This window comes from Paludisphaera mucosa, assembly GCF_029589435.1.
GTDB lineage: Bacteria > Planctomycetota > Planctomycetia > Isosphaerales > Isosphaeraceae > Paludisphaera > Paludisphaera mucosa.
Genome location: NZ_JARRAG010000002.1, coordinates 5,016,354 through 5,040,125 on the forward strand (window position 1 = coordinate 5,016,354; position 23,772 = coordinate 5,040,125).

Sequence of the window (23,772 nt, forward strand, 5' to 3'; positions counted from 1 at the left end):
TCGCACCCGAGTTCCCGTCCGGCGGCTGCGTCGGGGCGGGTTTTTGATTTCGCGCGAACAGGACGGTCCCGACGCCCGCACCGGGCCGTGGCGAGGCCGCTTTCCGCATCCCAGGAGTCGTCCCGCCATGGTGCGCAAGTCCCGTTCCGGCTTCACGTTGATCGAGCTTCTGGTGGTGATCGCCATCATCGCGGTCCTGATCGCGCTCCTGCTGCCGGCCGTCCAGGCGGCGCGCGAGGCCGCCCGCCGGATGCAGTGCACGAACAACCTGAAGCAGCTGGGCCTGGCGCTGCACAACTATCACGACGTGCACGGCCAGTTCCCCATGGGGGCGCAGGGCCGCAACCCGGTGACGGGCCTCTACGATATGGCCTTCCCGAATCGCCAGCCGTTCGTCGTGGCGTTGCTGCCGTTCTACGAGCAGGGCAACCTGTACTCCTCGTACAACGCGTCGGTCGGCTTCAACCTGGGTGACAACCTGACGACGCGGCTCATCCCGATCTCGGCCTATCAGTGCCCGTCCGACCAGACGCAGATCTTCCACCAGACGGTCGCGGGCGTCCTCATCGACTTCGAGGTGAAGGGGAACTACGGGCTCAATTGGGGTACGAGCACCTACTGGGACCAGGGGATGGGCAACGGCCGGCAGGCCGCCCCGTTCTACATCGGCTACGGCGCCCGGATCGCGGCGGTCACCGACGGGACGTCGAACACGCTGGCGATGACGGAAATGCTGCAAGCCCCGTCGCCGGCCGGCCCCAGTTCGGTCATCGACCGCCGCGCCCGGCTCTGGAACGACGACAGCGCGGGCTACACCCTCATGACCCGGTTCGGTCCGAACAGCCGCCTGCCCGACTTCAGCACCTGCTACAACGACCCCGCGAAGGGGCTGCCTTGCACCAACAACACGGTTACATCCAACGACTTCTACATGGGGGCCCGGAGCCGGCATCCCGGGGGCGTCGTCGGCCTGCTCTGCGACGGCTCCGTCCGCTATTTCAAGGACTCGGTGAACATCCCGACGTGGATGGCGCTGAGCACCAGCAACGGCGGCGAGGTGATCTCCAGTGACGCTTATTGACCACCGGCGATCGCGGCGAGGGGTCGTCCGCCTGGCGGCCCTCGCGACGGCGATGGCGGGCTGCTGGGGCTGCGGCGGGGAGGCCGATCCGTATCAGCGATTCCCCGTCCACGGGACGGTCCAGCTCGACGGCAAGCCCCTCAAGGCCGGGACGATCAATTTCGTCCCCGGCGGGCCCGGGGCGTCCGGCACCGCCGAGATCGTGGACGGGGCGTTTCTCCTGGGTGTCGCCGAAGGGCTGAGCCCCGGCGGCTACCGGGTGGAGGTCTACAGCTCCCAACCGACCGGGCGGAAGGTCCCGAACCCCGACGACCCCGGCGCGCAGATCGACGAGACCCTCAGCCTCGTCGACCGCCGCTACAACGTCGCATCGACGCTCAAGGCCGAGATCCCGGCCGGCGGCGCCAAGGAGCCGCTCTCGTTCGACGTCACCTCGCCGGCCCCGACCTCCGCCAAATCGAAGCGACGCTGACGCTCCGCCCGGAGTCGACCACGTGCACCCGCCGGCCGCCCGCCTCGTCCTCGCCCTGCTGCTGCTCGCCCCGATCCGATTCGCCGCCGCGCAGGCTGTCCCGGACGGAGTCGAGGCGCGCCCGAACATCGTGCTGATCATGGCCGACGACCTCGGCTACGGGGCGCTGGGCTGTTACGGCCAGGAGAAGGTCAAGACTCCCCGGCTCGACCGGATGGCCGCCGAGGGCCTGCGTTTCACGCAGGCCTACGCCGGGAGCTGCATGTGCGCGCCGTCGCGGGCCGCGCTGATGCTCGGCGTGCATACGGGGCGCACGCCGGTGCGCAGCAATTCCGACCCCGGGCTCCGCGCCCAGGACCAGGGGCGGACCATCGCCTCGGTGCTGCAACGCGCCGGGTACGCCACCGGCGGCTTCGGCAAGTGGGGCCTGGGCGACGCCGACTCGCCCGGGGCGCCCTGGCGGCAGGGGTTCGACCTATTTTACGGGTTCCTCGACCAGACCCACGCCCATTTCCACTACACCGACCACCTGTTCCGGAACGACCGCCGCGTCGAGATCCCCGAGAACCGCGAGGACCGCCGCGTCCGGTACGCGCCCGACGCGATCGTCGCCGAGGCCCTGGGCTTCATCCGGGCCAATCGCGAGCGGCCCTTCTTCGCCTACCTCGCCGTCACGCCGCCGCACGCCGAGATCGACGCGCCCGAGGATTCGATCGCCCCCTATCGCGGCGCCTTCCCCGAGACCCCGTTTCCGGGCGGCCACTACGCGGCCCAGCCGACCCCCCGCGCCGCCTACGCCGGGATGGTGAGCCGGCTCGACGGCGACGTCGGCCGCGTCCTCGAACTGCTGAAAGAATTGGGGCTGGACGAGAAGACCCTCGTCATCTTCACCAGCGACAACGGCCCGATCACGGCCGGCGGGGCCGACCCGGCGTTCTTCCGCAACGCCGGCCCCCTGCGCGGCCTGAAGTTCTCGTTCTACGAGGGCGGGATCCGCGTCCCATTGATCGTCCGCTGGCCCGGCCGCGTGCCGGCGGGCCAGGTCACAGACGCCGTGTGGTCGCTCGTCGACATCCATCCGACGGCCGCCGCCCTCGCGGGCGCCGAACCTCCCGAAGGCCACGAACTTCAGGGGCGGTCGGCCCTGCCCACCTTCTTCGGCGCACACCACCCCCCCCGCGACGAGCCCCTCTACTGGGAGACGCCCGTCGCCCAGCCTCGCGCGGGGCTCGCGCAGGCGGGTCGCATCGGCCCTTACAAGGGAATCGTCACGGGTCCCAACGTCCCGCTGGAGGTCTACGACCTCGACGCCGACCCCGCCGAATCGCGCGACCTCGCCCCCGGCCGTCCCGATCTGGTGCGGTCGTTCCGAGAGCTGTTCGCGCGCGAACACCGCGAGCCCTGATCCGGGCCCGAGGCCCGTCCGACGACGCGTCTCGGCGCGGGGACTTCTCTCGAACCGATCGCATCGCCGTCGGGCGTCATTTGGGAGCCAACCGCGCGAGGGATTCGTGGGCGCCCCTCCAGCCGTCGCGGGCCGCCTTGCGGTGGTCGGCGTCGGCCGTGTCATCCTCCACCAGGCGGTCGAAGAGGCTCGCGGCCTTGCCGAAGTTCTCCTTCGCGAGCCCCAGCATCGCGCGCGACTCCAGGTAGCGGCCTCGCGTGATCAGGCCGAAGCCATGTCCCAGGGTGAGGTCGACGGCGCCCGGCTGCAGCTCCAGGGCCCTCTCGAAGTGGCCGATCGCGGCCGTGAAGCAGGATTCCGCCTCCGTTTCCTGCCGCTGCTCCCGGATCTTGCCGAGATCGACGAGCACCCAGCCGAGGCTGTGTTCGGCCCACGACCAGAGGACGGCGACCCCGAAGGTCTGCTTCTGGCTCGCGGAGAGACGTTCGAACAGCCCCACGGCCCGGCCCAGCCGCTCGGCGGCCTCCTTGCGGCTGGCCTCGTCGGCGACGTGGGTCGAGGTGCGTAGCGCCTCGCCGAGATCCTTGGACCCCGACGCCAGGGCGACCTTGTAGCGAGGGTTGTCGACGAAGTCGCGATCGAGGCCCGAGAACAGCTCGCAGGCCCTCCGCATGTGGCTCAAGGCCTCTTCGCGACGCGAGGGGTAGTCGGCCGAGCCCTTGTCCGGCAGCAGGCCGAGACCCGCGTTCCCCCTGCCGACCAGGGCCCAGGCCAGGCTCTCGTCGTGCGCCCGGATCCTCAGCAGGGAGCCCGCCTTCAGGCTTTCGAAAACCCTGCAGGCCTCGACGAAATGCCGCTGCGCGCCGGCGAAGTCGCGGGTTTGCAGGCACAGCCGCCCGTTATTGTTGTTGAGCCAACCGGCCTCGACGCTCTGGGGATCGGCGAGTTCGGCGGCCCTCTTGAAGTATTCGGAGGCGACGGTCGGGTCGGTGGCCGAATTGCCGAGCAGCGTCAGCGCCCCCACGAGCGCGTTTCGGCATTCGTCCTTGGGGAGGGAGGGGGTGCCCAGGAGCGGCTCGAGGAGGTCGACCGCGACCTTCAGGTCGGCCTCGGCGGCGTCCGACTTGAGCTGCGTCACCCGCTGCTGCGCGATGTGCTGCTCGCCGCGCCCCATGTAGGAGCTGCCCAGACCCCAGCGGATCCTCGGGGCCTCGGGATGCAGCCCGTGCTGTCGGTCGAACCGCCGGATCGCGTCGCCGTAGCTCGCGATCGCCGCCGGGGGGCCCTTCTCCAGGTCGACCATGATTCGGGCCATCTCGAGGTACGCCTCGGCGACGTCCCGTTCGACCTCGTCGCTGACGTTCGGGAAGTGGGAAGCCCGGTCCAGGAGGCCGTCGAAGAGCCCCTCCGCCGATTCGAGGAGCTTCGCCCGGGTCTTCGAGAGCGCGGGGTGGTTCTGCAGGGCGACGTCCTCGCGGACGGTCCGCCCGAACGCTTGCAGCCCCTTCGCCGTCGCCGAGGCGTACGATTCCAGCGAGCGGTGCGCCTCCCTCGCGTTCGCGTTCGCCGTGGTGATCCAGTAGACCGGGAATCCCACGGCCACCGCGACGACGCCGCCGTAGGCCGCCAGCTTGATCGGATCCGCCGAGGTGAGCAGGAAGTGCTGCAACGGCGTGAGGGGGCTCGCCGTGCGCTCGCTGTGGCCGAGGACCTGGGAGTAGCCCGCCAGGAGGGGGAGCCACTGCCGCTTCATGAACCAGTCGTCCGGGGCCGTCGAACCATCGGGGTCGCCCCAGGGTTGGAAATAGCCGCCGTGCCCGAACTTGTAGAAGCGGTTCGTGAAATCCCTGTCCTGCAGGCCGGTGAACCCGATCCTCCCGGCCATCCCGGTGAGCAGGATGAACAGCTGGGTCACGAGGAGCACGTCGTCTTCCGTCCCGCACTCGTTGATCACGCGCCGGACCACCCCCTTCGCCTTCAGGTCGTCCCAGGGGAAGTTCACCTTCAGGACGCTCCCGGCCAGGATCACCGTGTCGATCTTGACGGCTTCCGAGCGGGAGAGCGAGGCGATGGCCCGCGCGGCGATGTAGGTGCCGAAGCTGTGCGCGACGACGTCGATCCGGGCGTCGGGGTGACGCCGGGCCAGGTCGCGCAAGGAGCGGCGGAAGAGCCGGACGCGGATCCAGCGGAGGAACGGGACGGCGTACGAGATCAGCGAGAGGACGCCGTACCGGAAGTGCTTGAACTCGACGCCGGGCTCCGTGACCAACTTCTCGAGCCGCTCCTGCCACTCGCCGAACGTCCGGATGCCGTGCAGGGTCAGGATGATATGGGCCGGGGGGGCGACCTGCGGCGGGACGTCGCCCGCCGGCGGCGATGGCAGGGTCGACATGAGGCTCTCCGAAAAGTTTATTAAATGGCCGAGATGTCGATCCCTTTCGTTGTAAAACGATCGATTCCGACTTTCAAGCCATGATTTTCGGGATCGTCGCGAAGTCGATCGGCCCGGGCCCGCGGCCGCCGCGTCGAGTTCTCGACCATGCAAGATCGAGCAACATTCGACGCTACCGGCTCGCCCGCTTGCGCCCGCCGGCGACGGCGGCGTTCATGAGCCTGCGCCAGGGCTGGAAGAGCGGCGCGGTCTCGGCGGCGGTGGCGCGGGGAGAGACGTTCGAGGAGTCGAAGGCCCGGTAGATCGGCGCGGCGAGCCCCGGGTCGAAGTCGGGGTTGGGCGTGTTGGCCTGGGCGTCGACGGAGCTGCGCCAGGCGGCGAATTTCGCCCGCATCGCGCGGGCGCGGGATGGGTCGCGGCCGGCGAGGTCGGACTGCTCGCCCGGGTCGGCGGCGAGGTCGTACAATTCGAGGCGGCCGTCCTCGTAATGCTCGATCAGCTTCCAGTCGCCCTCGCGGAGCGAGCCGGCGGGGCGGCTCCCCTGGTTGGTGTAGTGCGGGAAGTGGAACGGGAAGGCCCGCGGCGGGGCGGGGGGGCCGCCGCGGAGCCGGGCGGCGAGGCTCACGCCGTCGAGGCCCGGCTCGGCCGGCGGCGGGCCGCCGCAGAGTTCCATCAACGTCGGCGTGAAATCCAAATTCACGGTCGGCTCGGCGATCGTCGCGGGCGAAATGCGGCCGGGCCAGGCGACGATCAGGGGCACGCGCAGGCCGCCCTCGTAGAGGTAGCCCTTGCCGGCGCGGAAGGGGGTGTTGTGGGTCGCGGGGGCGTCGCCGCCCTCCAGGACGTGCAGGCCGCCGTTGTCGGACGTGAAGACGACGATCGTCTTGCCGGCGAGCCCCTGGCGCTCGACCGCGGCGAGGATCATGCCGACCGTGTCGTCGAGAGTCTCGATCATCGCCGCGTACGTCGGGTTGTAGGCGTCGCGATGCTTCGCGACCAGTTCGGGCTTCGCGGCCAGGCGGATGTGCGGGTTGTGGTGGGCGATGTAGAGGAAGAACGGCCCGTCCTTCTTCCGCTCCAGGAACTCGACCGCCCGCCGCGTGATCGCGTACTCGTTCTTCCCCCCCTCGGTCGCGGAGGGCTCGGAGTCGGTCGGCGGCAGAAAGGCCTCGTCGAAGCCCTGGTCGACGGGCGCGGAGCCGGGGGCGTCGCCCAGGTGCCACTTGCCGAAGATGCCCGTCGCATAGCCCAGGCCCTTGAACCGCTCGGCCAGGGTCACCTCGGAGCCGGGCAAGGCCATGGCGATCTGAGGATGGAGGAGCTTCTGCGAGGGGGCGTCGGGCCGGCCCGGCAGGAAGGTCGTCAGGTGCAGCCTCGCCGGCGACTTGCCCGTCATCAGGGCGGCGCGCGACGCCGAGCAGATCGAGAGCCCGCAATACGCCGAGGTGAACCGCGCCCCCCGCGTCGCGAGCCGGTCCAAATTGGGCGTCGCGTGGTCCTTGCGGCCGTAGCAGGCGAGGTCGTTGATCCCCAGGTCGTCGGCCAAAATGAAGACGACGTTGGGCCGTTCGTCGGCAATGGCGACGCGCGACGACGAGACCAGTGCCAGGGTGATGAGCAGGGCGGGCAGGGCTCGCGGCGGATTCATGAGGGGGTTCTCCGGGAGGTCGAGGCCGACGTGGACGGCCGCCGCATTCTACCCGACTCCGCCCTATGATTGATGACGGCCGCTCAGACCCCCGCGTTCGAATACATCGACGGCGCCTCGGCGTTCGCGGCGATCATGGGGTACTTGGGCGGACGGGCGGTGGTGTGCGTGGCGATCCGTCCCGAGAAGAGCCGCCGGGTCCACCCGGAGCCGCCCCAGATGGAGCGAAGCAGCCCGAGCTGGCCCAGCGCCTGGTACATCAGCCGGAACTTCCAGACGTCGTCGCGCTTCTTGAATAGGTCGCGGACGAAGTTGAGGGGGTTGTAGAACACGGCGTACGCCGCGAACATGTTGGCCTGCTTGCGCCAGGGATGGCGGCTGCCCGTCGTGAGGCAGTGGTTGCCGTCGAAATGGCGGTCGCCGACGACCTCGCCGTCGACCTCGCTCATGAGCAGGCCGTCCTCGAAGTACTGCTCGTAGCTCTTCGAGCCGACCATGGGCGTCAGGAAGGTGATCTGCATGCTGACGGCGCCCGCCCGGCGCAGGAACCGCACCTGGTTCAAGAGGCCGTAGAGGCCCTTGAAGGTGAACAGCGGCTGCTCGTCGTGGTGCATGATCATGGGCATCGGGGCGATGGCCTGGTCGAGCAGCTTGCGGAAGACGACCCGGGTCTTCTCGGGCGTCTGGCCCTTCTTGACCAGCGAGGCCGTCATGTCCTCGATGCCGAACCAGACGGCGCGGACGCCGGCCTCGCGGGCGAGGGGGAGCAGGTCGGCGTTGCGGTCGACGTCGTGCTCGGTGGCCTCGGTGCCGATCCAGATCGCATCCCGGAAGGGCTTGCCGTTCGCCCGTCCGCGGGCCATCTCCGCGAGCAGCGATTCGGTCGCGGCGCGGTTGTTGAAGAAGTTGTCGTCGGCGCCGAAGAAGGTCGCCATGCCCGAGCGCTCGACGATCCCCGCCAGCTCCTCGACGATCCTTCGCGGGCTTTTATGCCGATACGTCCCCTGGTTGTACCCCGGGATCGGGCAGTACGGGCAATGGAACTTGCAGCCGTGGGTCATCACCACGGTCAGGAGCGCGGCGTGGTTTTTCAGGCCGGCGGCCGGCAGGGGGCGGTCGGAAAGCTCCTCGCCCTTGTGGGGGGGCTCGAACAGGCCCAGGCCGTCGAAGGGGAGCGGCAGCTCGTCCAGGTCGCGCACCAGGCGCTGGGGGCCGGTGTCGATCAGGGCCTCGGGCGCGTCTTCCCCCGCCTCGGGGGCCAAGACGAGGCCGGCGACGTCGTGCAGGGCGCCGGCGGCGCGGGCGCGGTCGAAGCCGTCGCGCCAGGATTCGCCGTCGGCCTTGAATTCGAGGATGCGGTCGAGCAGCTCCAGCAGGACGTACTCCTCGCCCGTGACGACCACGTCGGCCCCGGCCCGGCCGTCTCCACCCAGGCCGAAGAAGTCCCAGGGCTCGTACGCGGCCTTCGACCCGCCGGCGATGATGAGCGGCCGATGCTCGCCCATGCTCCAGGCGTCTTCCACCAGCCGATAGGCCGATCGGCTGTGGATCTGCATGCCCGAGACCAGGAACAGGTCCGGCGCCGCGCCGGCGATCCGCGCCCGGCTCGGCCGCACCCGCTCGGACCACGACTGGAGGACGAGCCGCGTGTCCGTGAGCCCCGCCGCGAAGAGCGCCGAGCCCACGGCCCGCGCCGCGCCCGGGATCAGCGACTTGTCCACGAAGACGTAGGGCCCGAGCCGCGTCCGCCGGTCGAACGCCGTCATGAAGAGCGTCCGGACGCCCTTGCCGGCCGTCCTCCGCAGCACGCGGGCCTCAAGCTCGCGATAGGCCCCTGGCGCTGTGTAGACGTCGTCTCTCGACCTTCTCGTCAATTCCATGACCGTCGATCTCTTCCTCGAAAATCGGGAGGGAGCCTGCGGGAGGCCGTCACCGGCGGGCGGGCGTGGGGGTCGCGTCGAGGGCCGGCGTCGGCCCTCATTTCTAAACGACGATGAAGCGGCGGGATCTCGCCGCGCGTGGAAAAGTCGCGAGCCAAACCATAACGTCGTTTCCCCCCGCGGAGGAAGGTGGCCCGCAGGGCCGGATGAGGGGGAGACGAGCGAGTCGACCGGAGGAATTGCGGCAGGCCTCGCCTTGGTCTGCTTCAGCGAGGTGACGGATTATCGGACCGGCCGACGCGCCTCATGATCCGAGAGGAACGATGCATGAAACGGGCCGGATGTCCGGGCGACGGCTCGATGGCGCGTCTCCCCTTCATCCGGCCCGGCGGGCCGCCTTCCCCCGCGAGGGGGGAAGGGGTTTTACGTGATTGTATGTCAACTCAAGAAATCATGGATCACTTCGGCGGGGCGACCTGGCCCGGCGAGGCGAGGTAGGCGAAGAGGTCGCGGATCTCCTGGGGGGAGAGGGCTTCGAGCTGGCCTTCGGGCATCATGGAGACGTTGGAGGACTTGATCTCCTCGACGTCCTCGCGGGGAAGGAGGATGCGCTCGTTGGCGGTCTGGATGGTCAACACGGCGTCGGTCTGGCCGCGGAGGATGCCCGAGACGAGGCGGCCATCGGCGGTGGCGACGTTGGTCACGGTGTACTCGCGGGCGACGGTCGCGCTGGGGTCCAGGACGTTCTCGAGGATGTAGTCGGCGTTGGCGCGATCGGAGCCGGTCAGCTCGGGGCCCACGTCGCCGCCGGCGTCGAACAGCTTGTGGCAGGCGTGGCAGGTCCGCAGGTAGAGGGCCCGGCCGTTGCCGAGGTCGGGCTTGCCGGCGGCGAGGACCGACTTGTACTTGCCGATCAAGGACGCCTTGTCGGCCGAGGTCGCGCGGACGGTCCCCCAGACGGACTCCAGCCGCTTCGCCAGGCCGGCGTCGCCCAGCGCCTGGATCTGGCGGGCGATCGTCACGCTGACGTCGCGCCGGGGCACGACTCCGCGCTCCACCGCGTCCAGCAGGGCGAGCGCCCAGGCCGGCCGCGCGGCGAGCGTGGCGACCGCGTCCTCGCGCTCGGCCGGCGTGAGTTTGGAGTAGCGGTCGAGGACGACCCGGGGGACGTCCGGGTCGGCGAAGGCGGCCATGGCGCGGAGCGCACGGGCTCGCAGGGCGTCGTCGTCGAGCAGGCCGGGCAGGTCGCGAGCCAGGCCGGGCGTCCGACGCTCGACGAGGGCGGACAGGGCCACCGCCCGGCGGTCGGCATCGAACTTGGGGTCGAGCAGGATCGTGCGGAGGGCGTCGACGGCCTTCGGCTCGTCGAGGATCACGGCCAGCAGCAGCGCCTTTTCCAGGACGCCCGGCGATTTCACCGCGGACAGCCCGGCATAGAGGTCCCCCCAATTTTCGGGCCGGGGGACCTGCTTGCGGCCCCGGAAGGCTTCCAGCACGCCGTCGAGGACGTCGGAACGGACGTCGTCGCGGTCGAGCTTCAGGACCGCCGCGAGCGCCGCGAGGCCCTTCGCGGGGTCGGACGTGACGATCCGGCGGGCCAGGAAATTGCGGAGCATCGGCAGCTTGACCTGCGGCACGAGGGCCGCCGCGCGGTCGAGGTCGCCCGCCGCGAGGGACTCTATCCCGTACCAGGTCATGAGCGGCAGCATCGGGTCGGCCGGGTCGATGTCCGCCGCCGCGAGCGTCTCCGCCAGCGGCCGGCGGCCGGCCACCGGGATGCGCTGGAGGGCCGACGTGAGCGCCAGCCGGACGCGGGGAGCGGTCTCGCCCTTCGCCTGGTCCGCGAGCTTAGCGATCACCGCGGGCGAGATCGGCGGCTTGTCGACCAGCAACCTGACGGCCCAGCCCCGGACGGAGTCGTCGCGGTCGGCCAGCAGGCCGAGGAGCGCCGGCTCGTCGAGCGCCCCGATCGCGTTGAGGGCCCAGAGGGCGCGGAGGCGGCCGGGGGCCGTCGCCGCGTCGCGGAGGATCGCCTGGAGCCCGGCGCGGGCCGAGGTCATGTCGGCGCCGGCCGCCGCGCGCTCCTGGAGGAGGAGGCGGCCGGTGCGGACGTACCACTCGTTCTTGTGGCGCTGGAGCGCGACGAGCTGGTCGTTCGTCTGCTTCGCCAGGTCCACGACGACGGGCTTCACGTCGCCGTAGCTCATCTTGTAGATGCGGCCGTTCTCGCGGTGGGAGCCGTCGGCGTCGTTCTCGTGGCACTCGCCGACGTCGGCCCAGTCGGTGAAGTAGACGGCGCCGTCGGGGCCGTACTTCAGCTCCAGGCCGCGGAACCAGACGTCGTCGACGCGCAGCAGGTCGGGGTCGTGATGCGCGACGTAGCTCGACCCTTTGCGCTCCAGGCGGTCGTGGTTCACGCGGTGGCCGTGGATGTTGAACGTGTAGACGCCGTCGCGGTACGAGTCGGGCCAGTTGTCGCCCAGGTAGATCATCGCCCCGACGTGGGCGTGGCCGCCGCCGGCCTGGCTGTGCTTGTCGTGCCCGGCCCCCTCGCGCGACTCGGTCCAGTGGCCGCCGGCCCAGTGCAGGTGGTCGGCGCACGTGGGAATGCGCCGATATGTGTTCACGTTGAAGTCCTCGCCGAACATCCGGTCGAACCGGGCGCCGGGGACGACGTGGAACAGGTGGGGGATGACGCAGTTGGTGATGAACGCCTCGCCGTGGTCGTCGAAGTCGAGCCCCCAGGGGTTCGTCGTGCCGTGGGCGACGGCCTCGAAGGCCTTGCGCGTGGGGTGGTACCGCCAGACGCCCGTGTTGATCGCCACGCGGTCGGCGTCGGCGGTCCCCGGGGCGCCGACGCGGGAGTTCGACATGATGCCGTTGAGGCCCCAGAGCCAGCCGTCCGGGCCCCATTTCAGGCCGTTGAACATATTATGCTGGGCCTTGACGTCCCAGCCGTCGAGCGCGACGACCGGGGGCCCGTCGGGCCTGTCGTCGCCGTCGGCGTCGGGGATGAAGAGGAAGTTCGGCGTGGCGCAGAGCCAGACGCCGCCGAAGCCCAGCTCGATCCCGGTGAAGCTGGTGCCCCCCTCGTAGAAGACCTTGCGGGAGTCGAACCTGCCGTCGCCGTCGGCGTCCTCGAAGATCACGACCCGGTCCTTGCCCACGGGCCCGCCCAGCCAGATCGGGTACGAGAAGTTCTCGACGACCCAGAGCCGGCCCCGGGGGTCGATGGTGAAGGCGATCGGCTGGACGACGTCGGGCTCGGAGGCGAACGGCCTGACCTGGAAGCCCGGCGGGATGGTCATCCGCGACGGCGCCTGGTCGACGGCCACGGGCGCGTGGCTGGGGGCCGGGTCGTCCGCGCCCGCCAGGATCGGCAGGGCCCCGGCCGCGAGGGCCGACGAAAAGGCGAGGAAGAGGCGTCGCGCGGTCATGACGGGCGGGACTCCGGGCGGGGCTGATCGGCTGGGGCGACTTCGTTCCGGCCGGCGACCCACCGGCGACGGACCTGCAGACTAAGCCCGCCGCCGAGCGCCGTCAATGGCCGACGGGGCGCCCCCCTTGCGGCCGCAGCGATGGCCGGCTTGCCCGGCCGCGGCGATTGAATAACCGGCGTGGTGAACTAGGCTTGTTGCAGACGCACCTGCGGAACAGGGAGGGACGATGAGCGAGCCGAGAACGGGGCGGCGATTCTGGCGGGCCGAGGCGTGGTTCTTCCTGGGTATCTGGCTGGCGCTGATGGTCTTCGGCCGGAGCCGGTTCTTCCACGATCCCGGCACGTTCTGGCACACGGTCATGGGCCGGAACATGCTCTCCTCAGGACGGCTGATCGAATCCGACCCGTTCAGCTACACGTTCGGCGGCACCCCCTGGGTCCCGTACGAATGGCTGGCGGAATGCGCCATGGCCGTCGTCCACGGGATCAGCGGGCTCGACGGCCTGCTGCTGGCGACGGCGACGGTCCTGGCGGGGCTCTATGCGTGGACGGCCCATCGGCTGATCCGCGGCGGCCTGCACTGGCTGCCGACGGCCTTGATCGTCTCCATGACGATCGCCGTGAGCGGGACGCATTTCCTCGTCCGGCCGCACATCCTCTCGATCGTGTTCCTGGGGATCACTTACGCGGCCCTCTGCGATTTCGAATCGGGGCGAATCGGGATCGGGCGGCTCTTCTGGCTCATCCCCCTCTACGTGATCTGGACGAACTGGCACGGCGCGGTGCTGGGAGGCCTGGCGACCCTGAGTTTGGCCGGGCTCGGCTGGTGTCTCGTCGGGGCCTTGCAGGGCGATTCGCCGATCCGAAATCGCGGCCAGGCCTTCCTGCTGGCGATGCTGGCCGTCGGCTGTGGGCTGACCGTGCTGGTGAATCCTTACGGCTTGCGGCTGCCGGCGACCTGGTTCGCGATCATGGGGTCGCCGGTCCTGCCTCGCATCATCGTGGAGCACGCGCCTCCCGATCCTCGCGAGATGGGCTTCTGGACGCTCGTGATCCTCGGGTTGGGCTATACGGCCGCCTTGCTGAGCGCGCTGCCTCGTCGGCCGCGCGTCACCTGGCTGATCCCGCTCGTCTGGTTCGTCCTGGCCCTTTCGCGCATCCGGCACGCGTCGCTCTTCGCCATCGTGTCGGTCCTGGCCTTCGCGGACATGCTCCCGTACACCCGACTGGCGACCTGGCTGGCGAGGCCGGGCAGGGACCTGTTCCGCCGCCCGGATCCCGATCCCGGCCCCGCCGGCCGGCGCGAATGGGCGCCGATGCTCGCGCCCGCGCTCGTCGTCCTCGCCGCGATTGGGCTGCAGGCGGCCGACGTCCGCGTCCCGGTCCTGGGTCGCGGCTGGGCGAGGCTCGATCCCGCCCACTGGCCGATCGAACTCCTGCCGGAGCTGCGGCGGTGCGAGCGCGAGTATTCGCAGGGCTCGCGCATTTTCAACGATTATGCGCTCGGCGGCTTCCTCATCTATTTCACGCCCGACCTCAAGGTCTTCATCGACGACCGCTGCGAAGTCTACGGCGACGCCTGGCTGCAGCGGTTCACCGACTCCGAGTCGAAGGACCCGCGGCTCCTGGATGAATGGCTCGAAGAATACCGGATCGACCACGCCTTCGTCCTGGTCGGCTCGGGCTTCGATCGGCACATGGCCCGGCAGCCGGGCTGGTCCCTGGTCGGCCGATCGCAGGTGGCGAACCTCTATCGCCGCGACCTCCCCCGGCGGCTCCCGCAGCCGCGCACGTCGACCGCGTCGCTCGTCCCGTCGTCTTGACCTCCACGACCAACGCGCCTCGCCTCGCCGCGATTTTCCATGACCGCCTTGAACCTCACGTGGCGTCAGGTCTTATCATGCCCTCGGCAGGGCGGTGACCGAGCGAATCGAGGAGGCCGGCGATGTCGCGACGATCGGGAGAGGCCGCGCGGTTCTGGAAGGTCGGCGAGCTGGCCGAGCGTTGCGGGCTGACGGTGCGGACGCTCCACCACTACGACTCGACGGGGCTCTTGCGGCCTTCGGTCCGCACGGAGTCGGCCCACGGCGCAGGGCATCGCCTGTACGGCGAGGCGGACGTCGCGCGGCTCCAGCAGATCCTGTCGCTCAAGTTGCTGGGGTTCAGCCTCGACCAGATCCGCGAGCAGCTGGGGCGCGACGAGTACGACCCGCGCCAGGTCCTACGGCTGCACCTGGCGAGCGTCCGCGGCCAGCTCGCGGAGCTGACGAGCCTGGAGTCCCGCCTGCGGACTCTCGCCGACGCGCTGGACCGCGCAGAGGCCGTCTCCGTCGAGGAATTCCTGACCACCATTCAGGGGATGACCATGATCGAGAAGTATTACACGGCCGACCAGCTCGCGGCGCTGCGGAAACGCCGGGAAGAGGTCGGCGAGGAGGCGATGAACCGGGCCCCGCAGCAGTGGGCCGACCTACAGGCCGAGGTCCAGGCCGCGATGGACGAGGGTGTCGACCCGCCCGACCCCCGCGCCGGCGCGCTCGCCCGGCGCTGGTTCGACCTGGTCTCGGCGTTCACCGGCGGCGACCCGGAGATTTTCAAGTCGCTCAACCGGATGTACGCGAACGAGGACCGCATACGCGACATGGACGTCGCCGCGATGCGCCCCATGATCGCCTGGATCGGCGAGGCGGCCGAGGCGGCGGGCGTCCGACATCCGGGAATGTGACGCCCGCCGGGGCTCGCGTCACTCCGCGGGCTCGATCACGACGATTTCATGGACGTCGACCTTCGGGACGGTGAGCCGGATGCGGCCGTCCTCGTAGGTGAACGGCAGGTCGACGCCGGCCGGTTGGAGCGAGACCTTCGCCGGCCTGGACGCGACGCGGATCGCCACGCCCAGCGGGCCGACGGGGGGGATCGCGTCGAAGACGGGCTCGGTGCGGTGGGGGCCCGAGGTGTTGACCAGGTTGACCAGCAGCTTCCCCCCCTTGCGGGCGAGGTGGACGTCGACGCCGGCCTCGGTCGAGCCGTTGACGACGGCGATCGGCTCGGGGGCCAGCTCGCGGACCAGGTCGTCGAGGAATCGCCGAGCGGTCGCGTCGGGCTGGTGGGAGTACGCCCGGCCCATCGGGAAGAAGGTCGCGGCGATCCGGCCCTTGCCGAGCGTCGCGACGGCCGCGGCGGGCCGGGTCGGGGACGAGGCGTCGGCCGTCTCGCGTAGCGTCCCGAACGGCTTCGCCTTCGGGCCGAGCGTCACGGTCGGGGCGCGGCCGGGCAGGTCGACCGCCGTCCCGCCGTGGGCGAGGTGGACTTCCCACGATCCGGCCGGGTCGATCTTCGCGTCGAGCGCTTCGGCGAACAAAGATGCGGAGTCGGGCCCGACGAGCAGCAGGTTGCCGCCGTTCCGGGCGTAGTCGAGCAGGTTGACGCGGAACGCCGGGTCGAGATAGTCTCACTCGGGGACCACGATCAGGGGGTACTCGGCGAGCCGGCCGGCGAGCTGGTGTTCGCCGAGGACCTCGACCGAGCGTCGGGCTTCCAGCAGGGCCGCGAGCACCCCGCCCAGGCGTTCGTTGTCGCGGCCGAAGAGCTGGTCGACGCGCCGGTAGTGCGCGGGGGTCGAGAACAGGAGGCCGACCTGCGGGACGGCCTGGGAGTGGTGGCAGAGGGCCTGACGGGCCCGGCAGAAGGCGGCGACCTCGGCCATGGCGGGCATCCGCGCGAGGTCGACGGAGCCGTCGCGGTTCTGCGTGAAGTACGCCTGGAAGCCGCCGCCGAGGGCGAGGATCACGGCCGCCTCGCGCTGCAGCTGCACGGCCGACTTGGTGTTGCGGCCGGGCGTGGTGGTCTGGCTGGGGACGGTCGTGAAGCTCCAGGCCATGAGGTCCCAGGGGACGCCCTGGCGGGCCAGGTAGCGGCCCGACAGCCGCGCCGAGTTGACGCTGTCCTGGGGCGAGAAGTCGCCCGAGAGGAAGTCGACCGGGGCGGCGACGGGCTCGGGCATGTGGTCGGTGAAGGCCCAGTTGGAGCAGACCTGGAACGTCGGGTCGGTCGCCTTCACCCCCGCGACCACGCGCCGGAGGTAGCCGCGATAGGCCTGGCGGTGGAAGTCCAGGAAGGGCCGCCAGTGGGGCTCGCCCGGCCCCTTCGGCAGGGTGGAGAAGCCGGTCGCGTCGAGGAACGCCTTACGGGCGGCGTCGCCGTAGTCGGGGACCGTGGCCCAGCAGTCGCCGTCGATCCAGACGCCGTCGACGCCGTAGCCGGCCAGCTCGCGGAGCTGCGGGATGAGCAGCCCGTCGGCGTAGGGGCCGAACGGCGACGTCGCCTTGTCGTCCTTCGAACCGTCGGCGCGGGTCGCGGCCCAGTCGGGGTGGGCGTGCACGGCGTGCTCGTCGTAGATGCCCGAGTAGTGCATGTAGAGCGCCACGCCGCGGCGGGCGGTGGCCTCGCGCCAGACCTTCAGGGGGTCGCCCACGAACCCGGGGACGGGGTTCCCCACCTTCGTCGGGTAGCTCGTGTAGCCGGGGTGGCCCTTGCAGTCGGTCTGCAGGTAATCGGGCCGCACCAGGTCGATGATCCGGTCCACCATCTCCGGGGTCGTGTTCTTGCCGACCTCGTTGCAGTCGGGCCCCGCGTGGAAGTCGAAGTGGATGCCCAGGAAGCTGTCGGCCCGTTTGAGCCGGGGCGGGTCGCCGGCGAGGGCGGACGTCGCGACGAGGCCGAAGGCCAGCGCGATCGCGGAGGCGATCGGCCGGGACGCGCGGGGGCGTCGAAATCGGGGGGTGTTCATGAGGGTTTTCCGGTGGGTGGAGTGCGGAGCGGGGCGGGGGCGGGGGCGCTCGGTTCAGCGGACGCCCCACTCCCAGAGGCCGAAGGCGGTCTTGCGGTCGAGCGGGTGGCCGTTCGCCTTCAGGGCCCAGCCGGCCTGCCCGCGGTGGTGGGATTCGTGAGAGATCAGGTAGCCGAGGAACGCCGTGACGTGGGGCTTGAATCCCTTGACCCGGCCTCCCTTGGCGACGGCGTCGGCGAGGAGCCCCCCGACGGCCGCGCCGGAGGCCGTCAGAGCGGCCGCAAGGTCGGCCTTCGTCCCGGCGTCGCCCTCGACCTTCGAGAGCCCTTCGAGGAGTTCCGGGGCGGACGCCTTCAACCACATCAGCCGGACGTTGTGCATGTGGGCGAACAGGCCGAAGGCCGTGCGCCCCTTGCCGCCCAGGGAATCGGCCAGGTGCTCCTGGGCGATCGCGTCGAGCATGCACAGGTTGATCCGATTATGGATCTGCCACGTCTCCACGAGCGCGTCCGTCATGCCGACTCCCTTTCGTCTGCGATCGTTCCCCTGGCGACGGCCTCAGCGCTTGGCCTTGGTCTGGCCGCCGAAGTCGCCGGCGGGCGCGGGGACGAGCTTGATCCAGTCCATGCCGACGAGGTAGCTGCTGCTCCTGGGGTTCTTGCCGGCGATCGAGATGCTCAATACGTGCGGGCCGGCCTCGAGGTCGGCGACGCCGAGCGGGACCTCGCCCGAGTGGACGACGGACGTCGCGTAGAGGTCGATCGGCTTGCCCAGCGGCGCGCCGTCGAGCGCGAATTGCACCGTCCCGTAGTCGGAGGCCTTCGTGAAGCCGCCCCACAGGGCGTAGGAGCCGGCCTTCTCGACGGGCAGCTCCAGGTCGAGCCGGGCGTCCGGTTGGCGGACCAGCCAGAAGAGCTGCGAGAAGCCCGACCAGGCGTCGCCGAAGGGGGTCATGTCCTGATTCGGCACGTCGCCGGCCGTCTTGGCGCGGACCTTCAGCGATTCGGCCTCGATCGCGCCGGGCTCGCGCTTGATGGGCGGCCGGGCGTGGACGACCCGCGTCGACAGGTCGGGGACGGACGACGGCTCGACGGTCGCGCCGGGGGCGGCGTAGAAGTAGGCGATCGTCGCGTACTGGACCTTCACGGCCTCCCAGTGCCACAGCTCGATGTCGAACGACAGGGACTCGGCGAACGGGATGTTGTCGAGGATCTGGAGGCGGAGGTTGCTGGTGTTCCCCTTGTTGCCGGGGCCGTCGCAGCGGCTCTGGGCGTGGAACGGATTCATGAAGGGATGCGGGTCGCACCACGCGTAGCCGAAGTAGTCCTCGGTGCCGGTCCCGAACGTGCTGGGGAACTTCTCGCCGTCGACGTAGACCTTCTCGTCCCCCTCGCCCCACCACGCCGGGGTCGGGTTGTAGACGTTCGCGGCCAGCCCGACGTAGCGGCCCGCGCCGCCCGAGACCCGGAGCGCCGGCCAGTCGAGCGTGCCGTCCCCCTTGATCGTCGGCACGTCGTCGCGCTGCCGCCACCGGGCGTGGAACGTGAGCTTGTCCGCGGCCGCGGGATCCTCGATAGCATTCAGATTCAATGACATTTGGGGACGATGGGTGGTGTAGTTCTCGATCGAGAGCTTCACGCCCCGGCGATAGGGCATATACCAGCGGGCGAGCAACGTCCCGTCCTCGCGGGCCTCGGTGAGCGCCGTTCGGAACGGGTTGAGTCCGGGCCCGGTGCCGAAGAAGTCGCCGAGCGGTACGGCCACCTGAGGCGCGGGAGCATCGTCGAAGGTGATGGTCAGGAGGGTCCGGGCGAGGGCGTCGGCCAGGGCCGCCTCGTCGAGCCCCTCCTTGTCGATCTTGAACTCGATCGCGGTAAGCGCGCCTGGGCGGCCCTTCGCGTCCGTCGGGAGTTCCAGCGAGAACTTGCGGCCCGAAAAGGTCGTCTCCGACAGGCTCGACTTCTTCAGGGGGCTCGGCGCCGCGGTCAGCTCGCGCCGGGCCCTGGCGATCGCCTCGCCCGCCCGCGACAGGACCTGGGGCGTGTAGCTCTCGACGGCCGTGTCGGGGGCGAACGTCGTGACGTTCACCTGGTAGTACTGGTCGCCTTTGGTGGTCGTGATCTTGATCGACTTCGCGAACGGGAAGGGGAAGTACAGGTTCCGCCCGCGCGAGGCGTCGTGGCCGAAGGGGGCGGAGAAGGGCTCGACCTTGCCGTCGGTGATCGTCGCGAAGTCGGCCGCGAGGACCGGCTCGGCCGCGCCGTCGATGTAGATCCGCAGCTCGCCGTCCGGGTTGGCGCTCCAGATCCGCGAGACGTAGCCCGGCCCCTTGGCGTCGGCCAGGACCCACTCCTGCTTATCGCCCAGGCCCTCGACGCGCAGATAGTGGCCGCGGTCGCCGTTGGCGAAGGGGGCGACGATCTTGTCGCCCTCCAGCTTGCTCGCGCGGTCGTAGCTGGAGAACTGGAACGACCGCTCGCCCGCCCGGGGCGGCTCGGCCAGCCACGAGGGGTCGGCCATCCTCCCCAGGAGCGACTCGACCGTGATCGGCCTCGGCGGGGCTCCGAACGCGTTCGAGATCGTCATGGTGGTCAGCAGCCCGAGCGCCAGCAAGGCGCGACGGGGCGTTGGCTGGAAGAGCGGAAGCATGGGGAGAGGCCCTCTTCGCGGAAGGATCCGGTCGGGCGCGCGGGCGGGGCGACGAACTCCGTCCGTCGACATCACCCATCGGATCAGACCCCGAAGCCCCCCGCAAGGACCCGCCGGCCTCGCGCCAGGCGCGGGCCGGGGGCGCCCGGGCGGAGCGATCGGCGGCGGGGGCGATCGTTGTCGTCAATCCAGAACCTGCCTCCGCCTGCGACGCTCTTCGTATCCCTTGAGCCAGCGCTGGGCGCGCGGCAGGTCTTCCTTCCGCACCCGGACCTTCGGGCCGTATCCCCACATCTGGGGCTTGAAGCCGCCCATCACCATGTTGACGTCGATCCGGTCCGCGATCGCGGGGATGCCTTCTTCCATCAACTGGTCGGCGACGAACTTCGCCTCGATGGGGTTGCTCGCCATGAAGCACTCGGCGAGTTCGGGCAGGGGCTCGCCCGCAAGTTCCGCGAAAGGGTCGTCGACGTCGACCACCTCGGGCAACACCTCGTCCAGGATCGGTTCGGCTTCGTCGGCGGTGACGAAGCCGGGATCCTCGACGCCGTCGGCGGTCGTCCCGCAGGCCCAGCAGACTTCGAAAGAATCGTCGACCTTCGACCCGCACTTCGGGCAGTCCCACTCGCCCGGCTCGGGGAGGGGCTCGCCCGCGAGTTCGGCGAAGGGGCCTTCGCCATCGACCTCTTCGGCAAGCGTCTCTTCTTCGGGGAGCGGCTCGTCCGGGGTCGGATCGGCTTCGTCGGCGGTGACGAAGTCCGGGTCCTCGACGCCGTCGACGGTCGTCCCGCAGGACCAGCAGACTTCGAACGAATCGTCGACCTTCGACCGGCACTTCGGGCAGTCCCACATGGATTGTGGCTCCGAAGGGGGTGGATCTCGAACACCAGGCCGCACCCGGATCCTACCGCGTCCCGCACTCGAACGTGTTGGGACGCCGATCGGCGCTCACAAAAAGATTCGGATGCCCTCGTCCCGCGAACTCCGTGCCTCAGGCGGCGGCCTTCCGGCGTCGCAGGTGGACCGCGATCAGGCCGAGGGCCGCGACCCCGCCCAGCGTCAGGCCGCCCGGTTCGGGGACCGCCCCGGTCGACCGACCGTTGATGCGGAAGGCCGGCTGGGCCTCGGTTTCCACCGACCACGTCGCGGCCCGGTCGAAGCTGAAGGCGGCGGAGCCCGAGGTCGGGGGATCCGAGAGGTGCCAGAACCCGCGATAGGTCGAGGCCGCCGCGTCGGTCGCCAGGAAGTAGGTCGCCCCATCCAGCAGCATGAGCGACCCCGAGGCGACCCCCGTCGCGACGCCGCCGAGTTCCGGCACGGTCGCCGCGACGGTCTCCAAAACCGTCCCCGGCGCGCCTCCAGGACCCGAGTTCGACATGATGCGGAACGTCAGGACGTCCTGCGCCGGGGCGGGCGGGCCGTACAGGGCGACGTCGAACGAGGTGAGGAGGAAATCCCCCCCCGTGACCGTGAAGGCGGCCGCGACGTCCTGGGTCGACGCCGTCGGGTCGCCGGGCGTTCCCAGGTCGATGGTCCAGCCGCTGGTGGCGTCGAACGAGCCGCCGGGGCCGAACGTCGAGTAGACGACGTCCGCGCGGGCGCCCCACCCCCAGGCGATCGCCAGGAGGGCGCTCAGGAGCGAGACGGAACGCATGAGTTTCATGGCGGCCTCGAGTTTCCATCGGGCGGACGGCGCCGACGACTGCGCGGCTCGCAACGGCGCGAGGGAGATCGCCTCGGTCGGGGCGCGGCCCAGTAGAACGGAATCCTCGAATCGTGCAATCTCGCATCCGGCCTGGTCGTCGGTTTTCGAGGCAGGGCGGGGCCGACCCGGAGGGCCTTGCGGACCCCTTGGCGGGCGTCGGGGGGTGTGATAACGTCGGTGGACTTCTGGGGGCGCACAGGTCGAAGCCGCGGCGGGGGGATGGGGCGATGACGACGATGATGGGTTCGACGTCGCGGCGAGCGTTCGCATGCGTCCTGTTGGCGGGCACGATCATGGCGGCGAGCGATGCTTTGGGGGCCGAGAAGTACTGGGCCTACGTCGGCACGTACACCAATTCGAAGACCTCGCCGAGCGAGGGGATCTACAAGCTCGAATTCGACCCGGCCACGGGCTCGCTGACGCCCAAGGGGGTCGCGGCCCGGGCGGCGGATCCCTCGTTCCTGGCCGTCCACCCGAGCGGCAAGTTCCTCTACGCCGTCGACGAGGTCGGCGACTTCGAGGGCCAGAAGGCCGGCGGCGTCTCGGCGTTCGCGCTGGATCCCGCGACCGGCGACCTGAAGCTGCTGAACCAGCAGTCGTCGAAGGGCGACTACCCCTGCCACCTGGCCGTCGACCCCCAGGGCAAGGCCGTGGTCGCCGTCAACTACGGCGGCGGCAGCGTCGCCTGCCTGCCGATCGAGCCCGACGGCTCGCTGCGGCCGGCGTCGTCGTTCATCCAGCATCACGGCAAGAGCGTCGACCCCGACCGCCAGGGCGCGCCCCACGCGCACTCGGTCAACTTCGACCCCACGGGCAAGCTCGCCCTGGTCGCCGACCTGGGGCTGGACAAGGTCCTGATCTACGACCTGGACGCCGCCGCCGGCAAGCTGACGCCGCACGACCCCGCCTTCGCCGAGGTCCAGTCCGGCTCGGGCCCCAGGCACCTGGCCTGGCACCCCTCGGGACGCTTCGCTTACGTCATCACCGAGATGGGGGGGACGGTCGCCGTCTTCGATTACGACAAGGCGAAGGGCTCCCTGAAGGAAGTCCAGGCGATCCGCACGCTCCCCGGCGACTACAAGGGGAAGGCCGGCTGCGCCGAGGTCGTCGTGCACCCGTCGGGCAAGTTCGTCTACGGCTCCAACCGCGGCCACGACAGCCTGGCGATCTACGAGGTCGACCCGGCGACGGGCAAGCTCACGGCGGCCGGGTGGAAGCCGACCGGCGGCAAGAACCCGCGCAACTTCGTGATCGACCCGACGGGCGGCTACCTGCTGGCCGAGAACCAGGACTCGAACACGATCGTCGTCTTCCGCATCGATCCGGCGACCGGCGGGCTGACGGCCGTGGGCGAGCCGGTCTCGATCCCCAAGCCGGTGTGCATCCGGTTCGTGGCGCAGCCGATCTCGGCGAAGTGACCTGAGCCCCGAGGCCCGCGCATGAGCGTACCTTTGGGCGACGACGCGTCGTGGGCCGAGGCCCCCGGCCCCGGGCGGCCGCGCCAGGCCAAGCTGGCCTCGCTGCTGTACGCCCCGGCCGAGGTCCGCGAGCGGTCGCGGCGCATTTATGAGGCCCTGATCGACGAGTCGCCCCAGATCCGAGCGGGCAACTTCTCGCGGCTCGCCGTCGACGACCTGGAACGACTCTTCCGCCTCTACGACGCCGGGTTCTTCCGGGGCTTCCTCTCGGAGATGCTCCAGGAGGACCGGGCCTACCCGATGGCCTTCCGGCTCTCGCGCCGGCTGACCCGCGCCGCCGGCCAGACGATCCGCCTGGTGCGCCGGATCCGGCGCGGGGGGGTGGTGGTCGAGCAGCCGGAGTACGAGATCTCGGTCTCGACGACCTTGCTCTTCAACACCTTCCAGGACGTCGACCGCGAGGTCGTCGTCGGCGGACTGGCCTGCTCGGACCGCCTGGAGGCGCTCCAGCGGATCTTCGAGCACGAGCTGCTGCACCTGGCCGAGTTCCTGGGCTGGGGCCGATCGAGCTGCTCGGCCGAGAACTTCCACGCGCTCTCGCGGCGGATCTTCGCGCACGAGGGTGTGCGGCACGACCTGGTCACCCCCCGCGAGCAGGCGGCGTCGGCCTTCGGCGTCCGCGTGGGCGACGCCGTCGAGTTCGACATGGAGGGATCCCGGCTCCGCGGCCGCGTCAACCGCATCACACGCCGCGCCACCGTGCTCGTCGAACACCCCTCCGGAGCCCTCTTCACCGACGGCCGCCGCTACCAGACCTTCTACGTCCCGCTGGCGCTGCTGCGGAAGTTATGATCGCCGCCGACGCTTGCGAGCGATTGTCGACGCCCTCGAACC

17 protein-coding genes are annotated in these 23,772 nt (G+C 70.4%); 7 read left to right on the forward strand and 10 right to left on the reverse strand.

Annotation, left to right across the window (positions count from 1 at the left end; all coding sequences use genetic code 11):
- The first annotated feature begins 127 nt into the window (after positions 1–127).
- The 3 genes from PZE19_RS29345 to PZE19_RS29355 are packed head-to-tail and all read left to right on the forward strand — an operon-like array spanning position 128 to position 2,958.
- A complete protein-coding gene (locus tag PZE19_RS29345) occupies positions 128–1,081 on the forward strand; it encodes a DUF1559 domain-containing protein (protein WP_277864158.1) in 954 nt (317 codons plus the stop codon).
- Positions 1,068–1,553 carry a hypothetical protein gene (locus PZE19_RS29350; protein WP_277864159.1) on the forward strand — a complete coding sequence of 162 codons (486 nt, stop codon included), beginning with the start codon at positions 1,068–1,070 and terminating at the stop codon, positions 1,551–1,553. Before PZE19_RS29345 ends, PZE19_RS29350 begins: the two co-directional genes overlap by 14 nt.
- Positions 1,554–1,575: 22 nt before the next feature.
- A complete protein-coding gene (locus PZE19_RS29355; RefSeq protein WP_277864160.1) occupies positions 1,576–2,958 on the forward strand; it encodes an arylsulfatase in 1,383 nt (460 codons plus the stop codon).
- A gap of 76 nt (positions 2,959–3,034) precedes the next feature.
- Here PZE19_RS29355 and PZE19_RS29360 read toward each other — a convergent pair whose 3' ends face one another.
- The 4 genes from PZE19_RS29360 to PZE19_RS29375 all read right to left on the reverse strand — a co-directional run bounded on the left by PZE19_RS29360 (position 3,035) and on the right by PZE19_RS29375 (position 12,315).
- Positions 3,035–5,350: a hypothetical protein gene (locus PZE19_RS29360; protein WP_277864161.1), complete on the reverse strand. Its 2,316-nt coding sequence runs from the start codon at positions 5,348–5,350 to the stop codon at positions 3,035–3,037.
- A 172-nt stretch (positions 5,351–5,522) separates the two neighbouring features.
- The gene (locus PZE19_RS29365; protein WP_277864162.1) at positions 5,523–6,998 is read right to left on the reverse strand and encodes a sulfatase; all 1,476 of its coding nucleotides are present in this window, start codon (positions 6,996–6,998) and stop codon (positions 5,523–5,525) included.
- Between the two features lie 83 nt (positions 6,999–7,081).
- The gene (locus PZE19_RS29370) at positions 7,082–8,878 is read right to left on the reverse strand and encodes a B12-binding domain-containing radical SAM protein (RefSeq protein ID WP_277864163.1); all 1,797 of its coding nucleotides are present in this window, start codon (positions 8,876–8,878) and stop codon (positions 7,082–7,084) included.
- 458 nt (positions 8,879–9,336) lie between these two features.
- Positions 9,337–12,315 carry a PVC-type heme-binding CxxCH protein gene (locus PZE19_RS29375; RefSeq protein ID WP_277864164.1) on the reverse strand — a complete coding sequence of 993 codons (2,979 nt, stop codon included), beginning with the start codon at positions 12,313–12,315 and terminating at the stop codon, positions 9,337–9,339.
- 229 nt (positions 12,316–12,544) lie between these two features.
- Here PZE19_RS29375 and PZE19_RS29380 point away from each other — a divergent pair, with 229 nt between their 5' ends.
- Together PZE19_RS29380 and PZE19_RS29385 are read left to right on the forward strand one after the other, a co-directional pair.
- Entirely contained in the window at positions 12,545–14,140 is a 1,596-nt protein-coding gene (locus PZE19_RS29380; RefSeq protein ID WP_277864165.1) for a hypothetical protein, read from the forward strand.
- Positions 14,141–14,262: 122 nt separating this feature from the next.
- A complete protein-coding gene (locus PZE19_RS29385) occupies positions 14,263–15,042 on the forward strand; it encodes a MerR family transcriptional regulator (protein ID WP_277864166.1) in 780 nt (259 codons plus the stop codon).
- 18 nt (positions 15,043–15,060) lie between these two features.
- Here PZE19_RS29385 and PZE19_RS29390 read toward each other — a convergent pair whose 3' ends face one another.
- The 6 genes from PZE19_RS29390 to PZE19_RS29415 form a co-directional block, all read right to left on the reverse strand.
- Positions 15,061–15,678 (reverse strand): hypothetical protein, encoded by a 618-nt coding sequence (locus PZE19_RS29390; RefSeq protein ID WP_277864167.1) that lies wholly within the window; start codon positions 15,676–15,678, stop codon positions 15,061–15,063.
- Positions 15,679–15,768: 90 nt separating this feature from the next.
- Positions 15,769–17,106 carry a glycoside hydrolase family protein gene (locus PZE19_RS29395; protein WP_277864168.1) on the reverse strand — a complete coding sequence of 446 codons (1,338 nt, stop codon included), beginning with the start codon at positions 17,104–17,106 and terminating at the stop codon, positions 15,769–15,771.
- Between the two features lie 54 nt (positions 17,107–17,160).
- The gene (locus tag PZE19_RS29400) at positions 17,161–17,622 is read right to left on the reverse strand and encodes a DinB family protein (protein WP_277864169.1); all 462 of its coding nucleotides are present in this window, start codon (positions 17,620–17,622) and stop codon (positions 17,161–17,163) included.
- 42 nt (positions 17,623–17,664) lie between these two features.
- Positions 17,665–19,755 (reverse strand): glycoside hydrolase family 172 protein, encoded by a 2,091-nt coding sequence (locus PZE19_RS29405; protein WP_277864170.1) that lies wholly within the window; start codon positions 19,753–19,755, stop codon positions 17,665–17,667.
- Positions 19,756–19,938: 183 nt separating this feature from the next.
- The gene (locus PZE19_RS29410; protein ID WP_277864171.1) at positions 19,939–20,607 is read right to left on the reverse strand and encodes a double zinc ribbon domain-containing protein; all 669 of its coding nucleotides are present in this window, start codon (positions 20,605–20,607) and stop codon (positions 19,939–19,941) included.
- Positions 20,608–20,746: 139 nt separating this feature from the next.
- Positions 20,747–21,418 carry a hypothetical protein gene (locus PZE19_RS29415; protein ID WP_277864172.1) on the reverse strand — a complete coding sequence of 224 codons (672 nt, stop codon included), beginning with the start codon at positions 21,416–21,418 and terminating at the stop codon, positions 20,747–20,749.
- Between the two features lie 269 nt (positions 21,419–21,687).
- Here PZE19_RS29415 and PZE19_RS29420 point away from each other — a divergent pair, with 269 nt between their 5' ends.
- Together PZE19_RS29420 and PZE19_RS29425 are read left to right on the forward strand one after the other, a co-directional pair.
- Entirely contained in the window at positions 21,688–22,878 is a 1,191-nt protein-coding gene (locus PZE19_RS29420) for a lactonase family protein (protein WP_277864173.1), read from the forward strand.
- Positions 22,879–22,899: 21 nt separating this feature from the next.
- Positions 22,900–23,730: a SprT-like family protein gene (locus tag PZE19_RS29425; RefSeq protein ID WP_277864174.1), complete on the forward strand. Its 831-nt coding sequence runs from the start codon at positions 22,900–22,902 to the stop codon at positions 23,728–23,730.
- Positions 23,731–23,772: the final 42 nt, after the last annotated feature.

Coding starts and splice junctions, on each gene's coding strand:
- PZE19_RS29345 (WP_277864158.1), top strand. CDS start 128: ATGGTGCGCAAGTCCCGTTCCGGCTTCACGTTGATCGAGCTTCTGGTG.
- PZE19_RS29360 (WP_277864161.1), bottom strand. CDS start 5,350: ATGTCGACCCTGCCATCGCCGCCGGCGGGCGACGTCCCGCCGCAGGTC.
- PZE19_RS29365 (WP_277864162.1), bottom strand. CDS start 6,998: ATGAATCCGCCGCGAGCCCTGCCCGCCCTGCTCATCACCCTGGCACTG.
- PZE19_RS29370 (WP_277864163.1), bottom strand. CDS start 8,878: ATGGAATTGACGAGAAGGTCGAGAGACGACGTCTACACAGCGCCAGGG.
- PZE19_RS29375 (WP_277864164.1), bottom strand. CDS start 12,315: ATGACCGCGCGACGCCTCTTCCTCGCCTTTTCGTCGGCCCTCGCGGCC.
- PZE19_RS29380 (WP_277864165.1), top strand. CDS start 12,545: ATGAGCGAGCCGAGAACGGGGCGGCGATTCTGGCGGGCCGAGGCGTGG.
- PZE19_RS29385 (WP_277864166.1), top strand. CDS start 14,263: ATGTCGCGACGATCGGGAGAGGCCGCGCGGTTCTGGAAGGTCGGCGAG.
- PZE19_RS29395 (WP_277864168.1), bottom strand. CDS start 17,106: ATGAACACCCCCCGATTTCGACGCCCCCGCGCGTCCCGGCCGATCGCC.
- PZE19_RS29400 (WP_277864169.1), bottom strand. CDS start 17,622: ATGACGGACGCGCTCGTGGAGACGTGGCAGATCCATAATCGGATCAAC.
- PZE19_RS29405 (WP_277864170.1), bottom strand. CDS start 19,755: ATGCTTCCGCTCTTCCAGCCAACGCCCCGTCGCGCCTTGCTGGCGCTC.
- PZE19_RS29410 (WP_277864171.1), bottom strand. CDS start 20,607: ATGTGGGACTGCCCGAAGTGCCGGTCGAAGGTCGACGATTCGTTCGAA.
- PZE19_RS29415 (WP_277864172.1), bottom strand. CDS start 21,418: ATGAAACTCATGCGTTCCGTCTCGCTCCTGAGCGCCCTCCTGGCGATC.
- PZE19_RS29420 (WP_277864173.1), top strand. CDS start 21,688: ATGACGACGATGATGGGTTCGACGTCGCGGCGAGCGTTCGCATGCGTC.
- PZE19_RS29425 (WP_277864174.1), top strand. CDS start 22,900: ATGAGCGTACCTTTGGGCGACGACGCGTCGTGGGCCGAGGCCCCCGGC.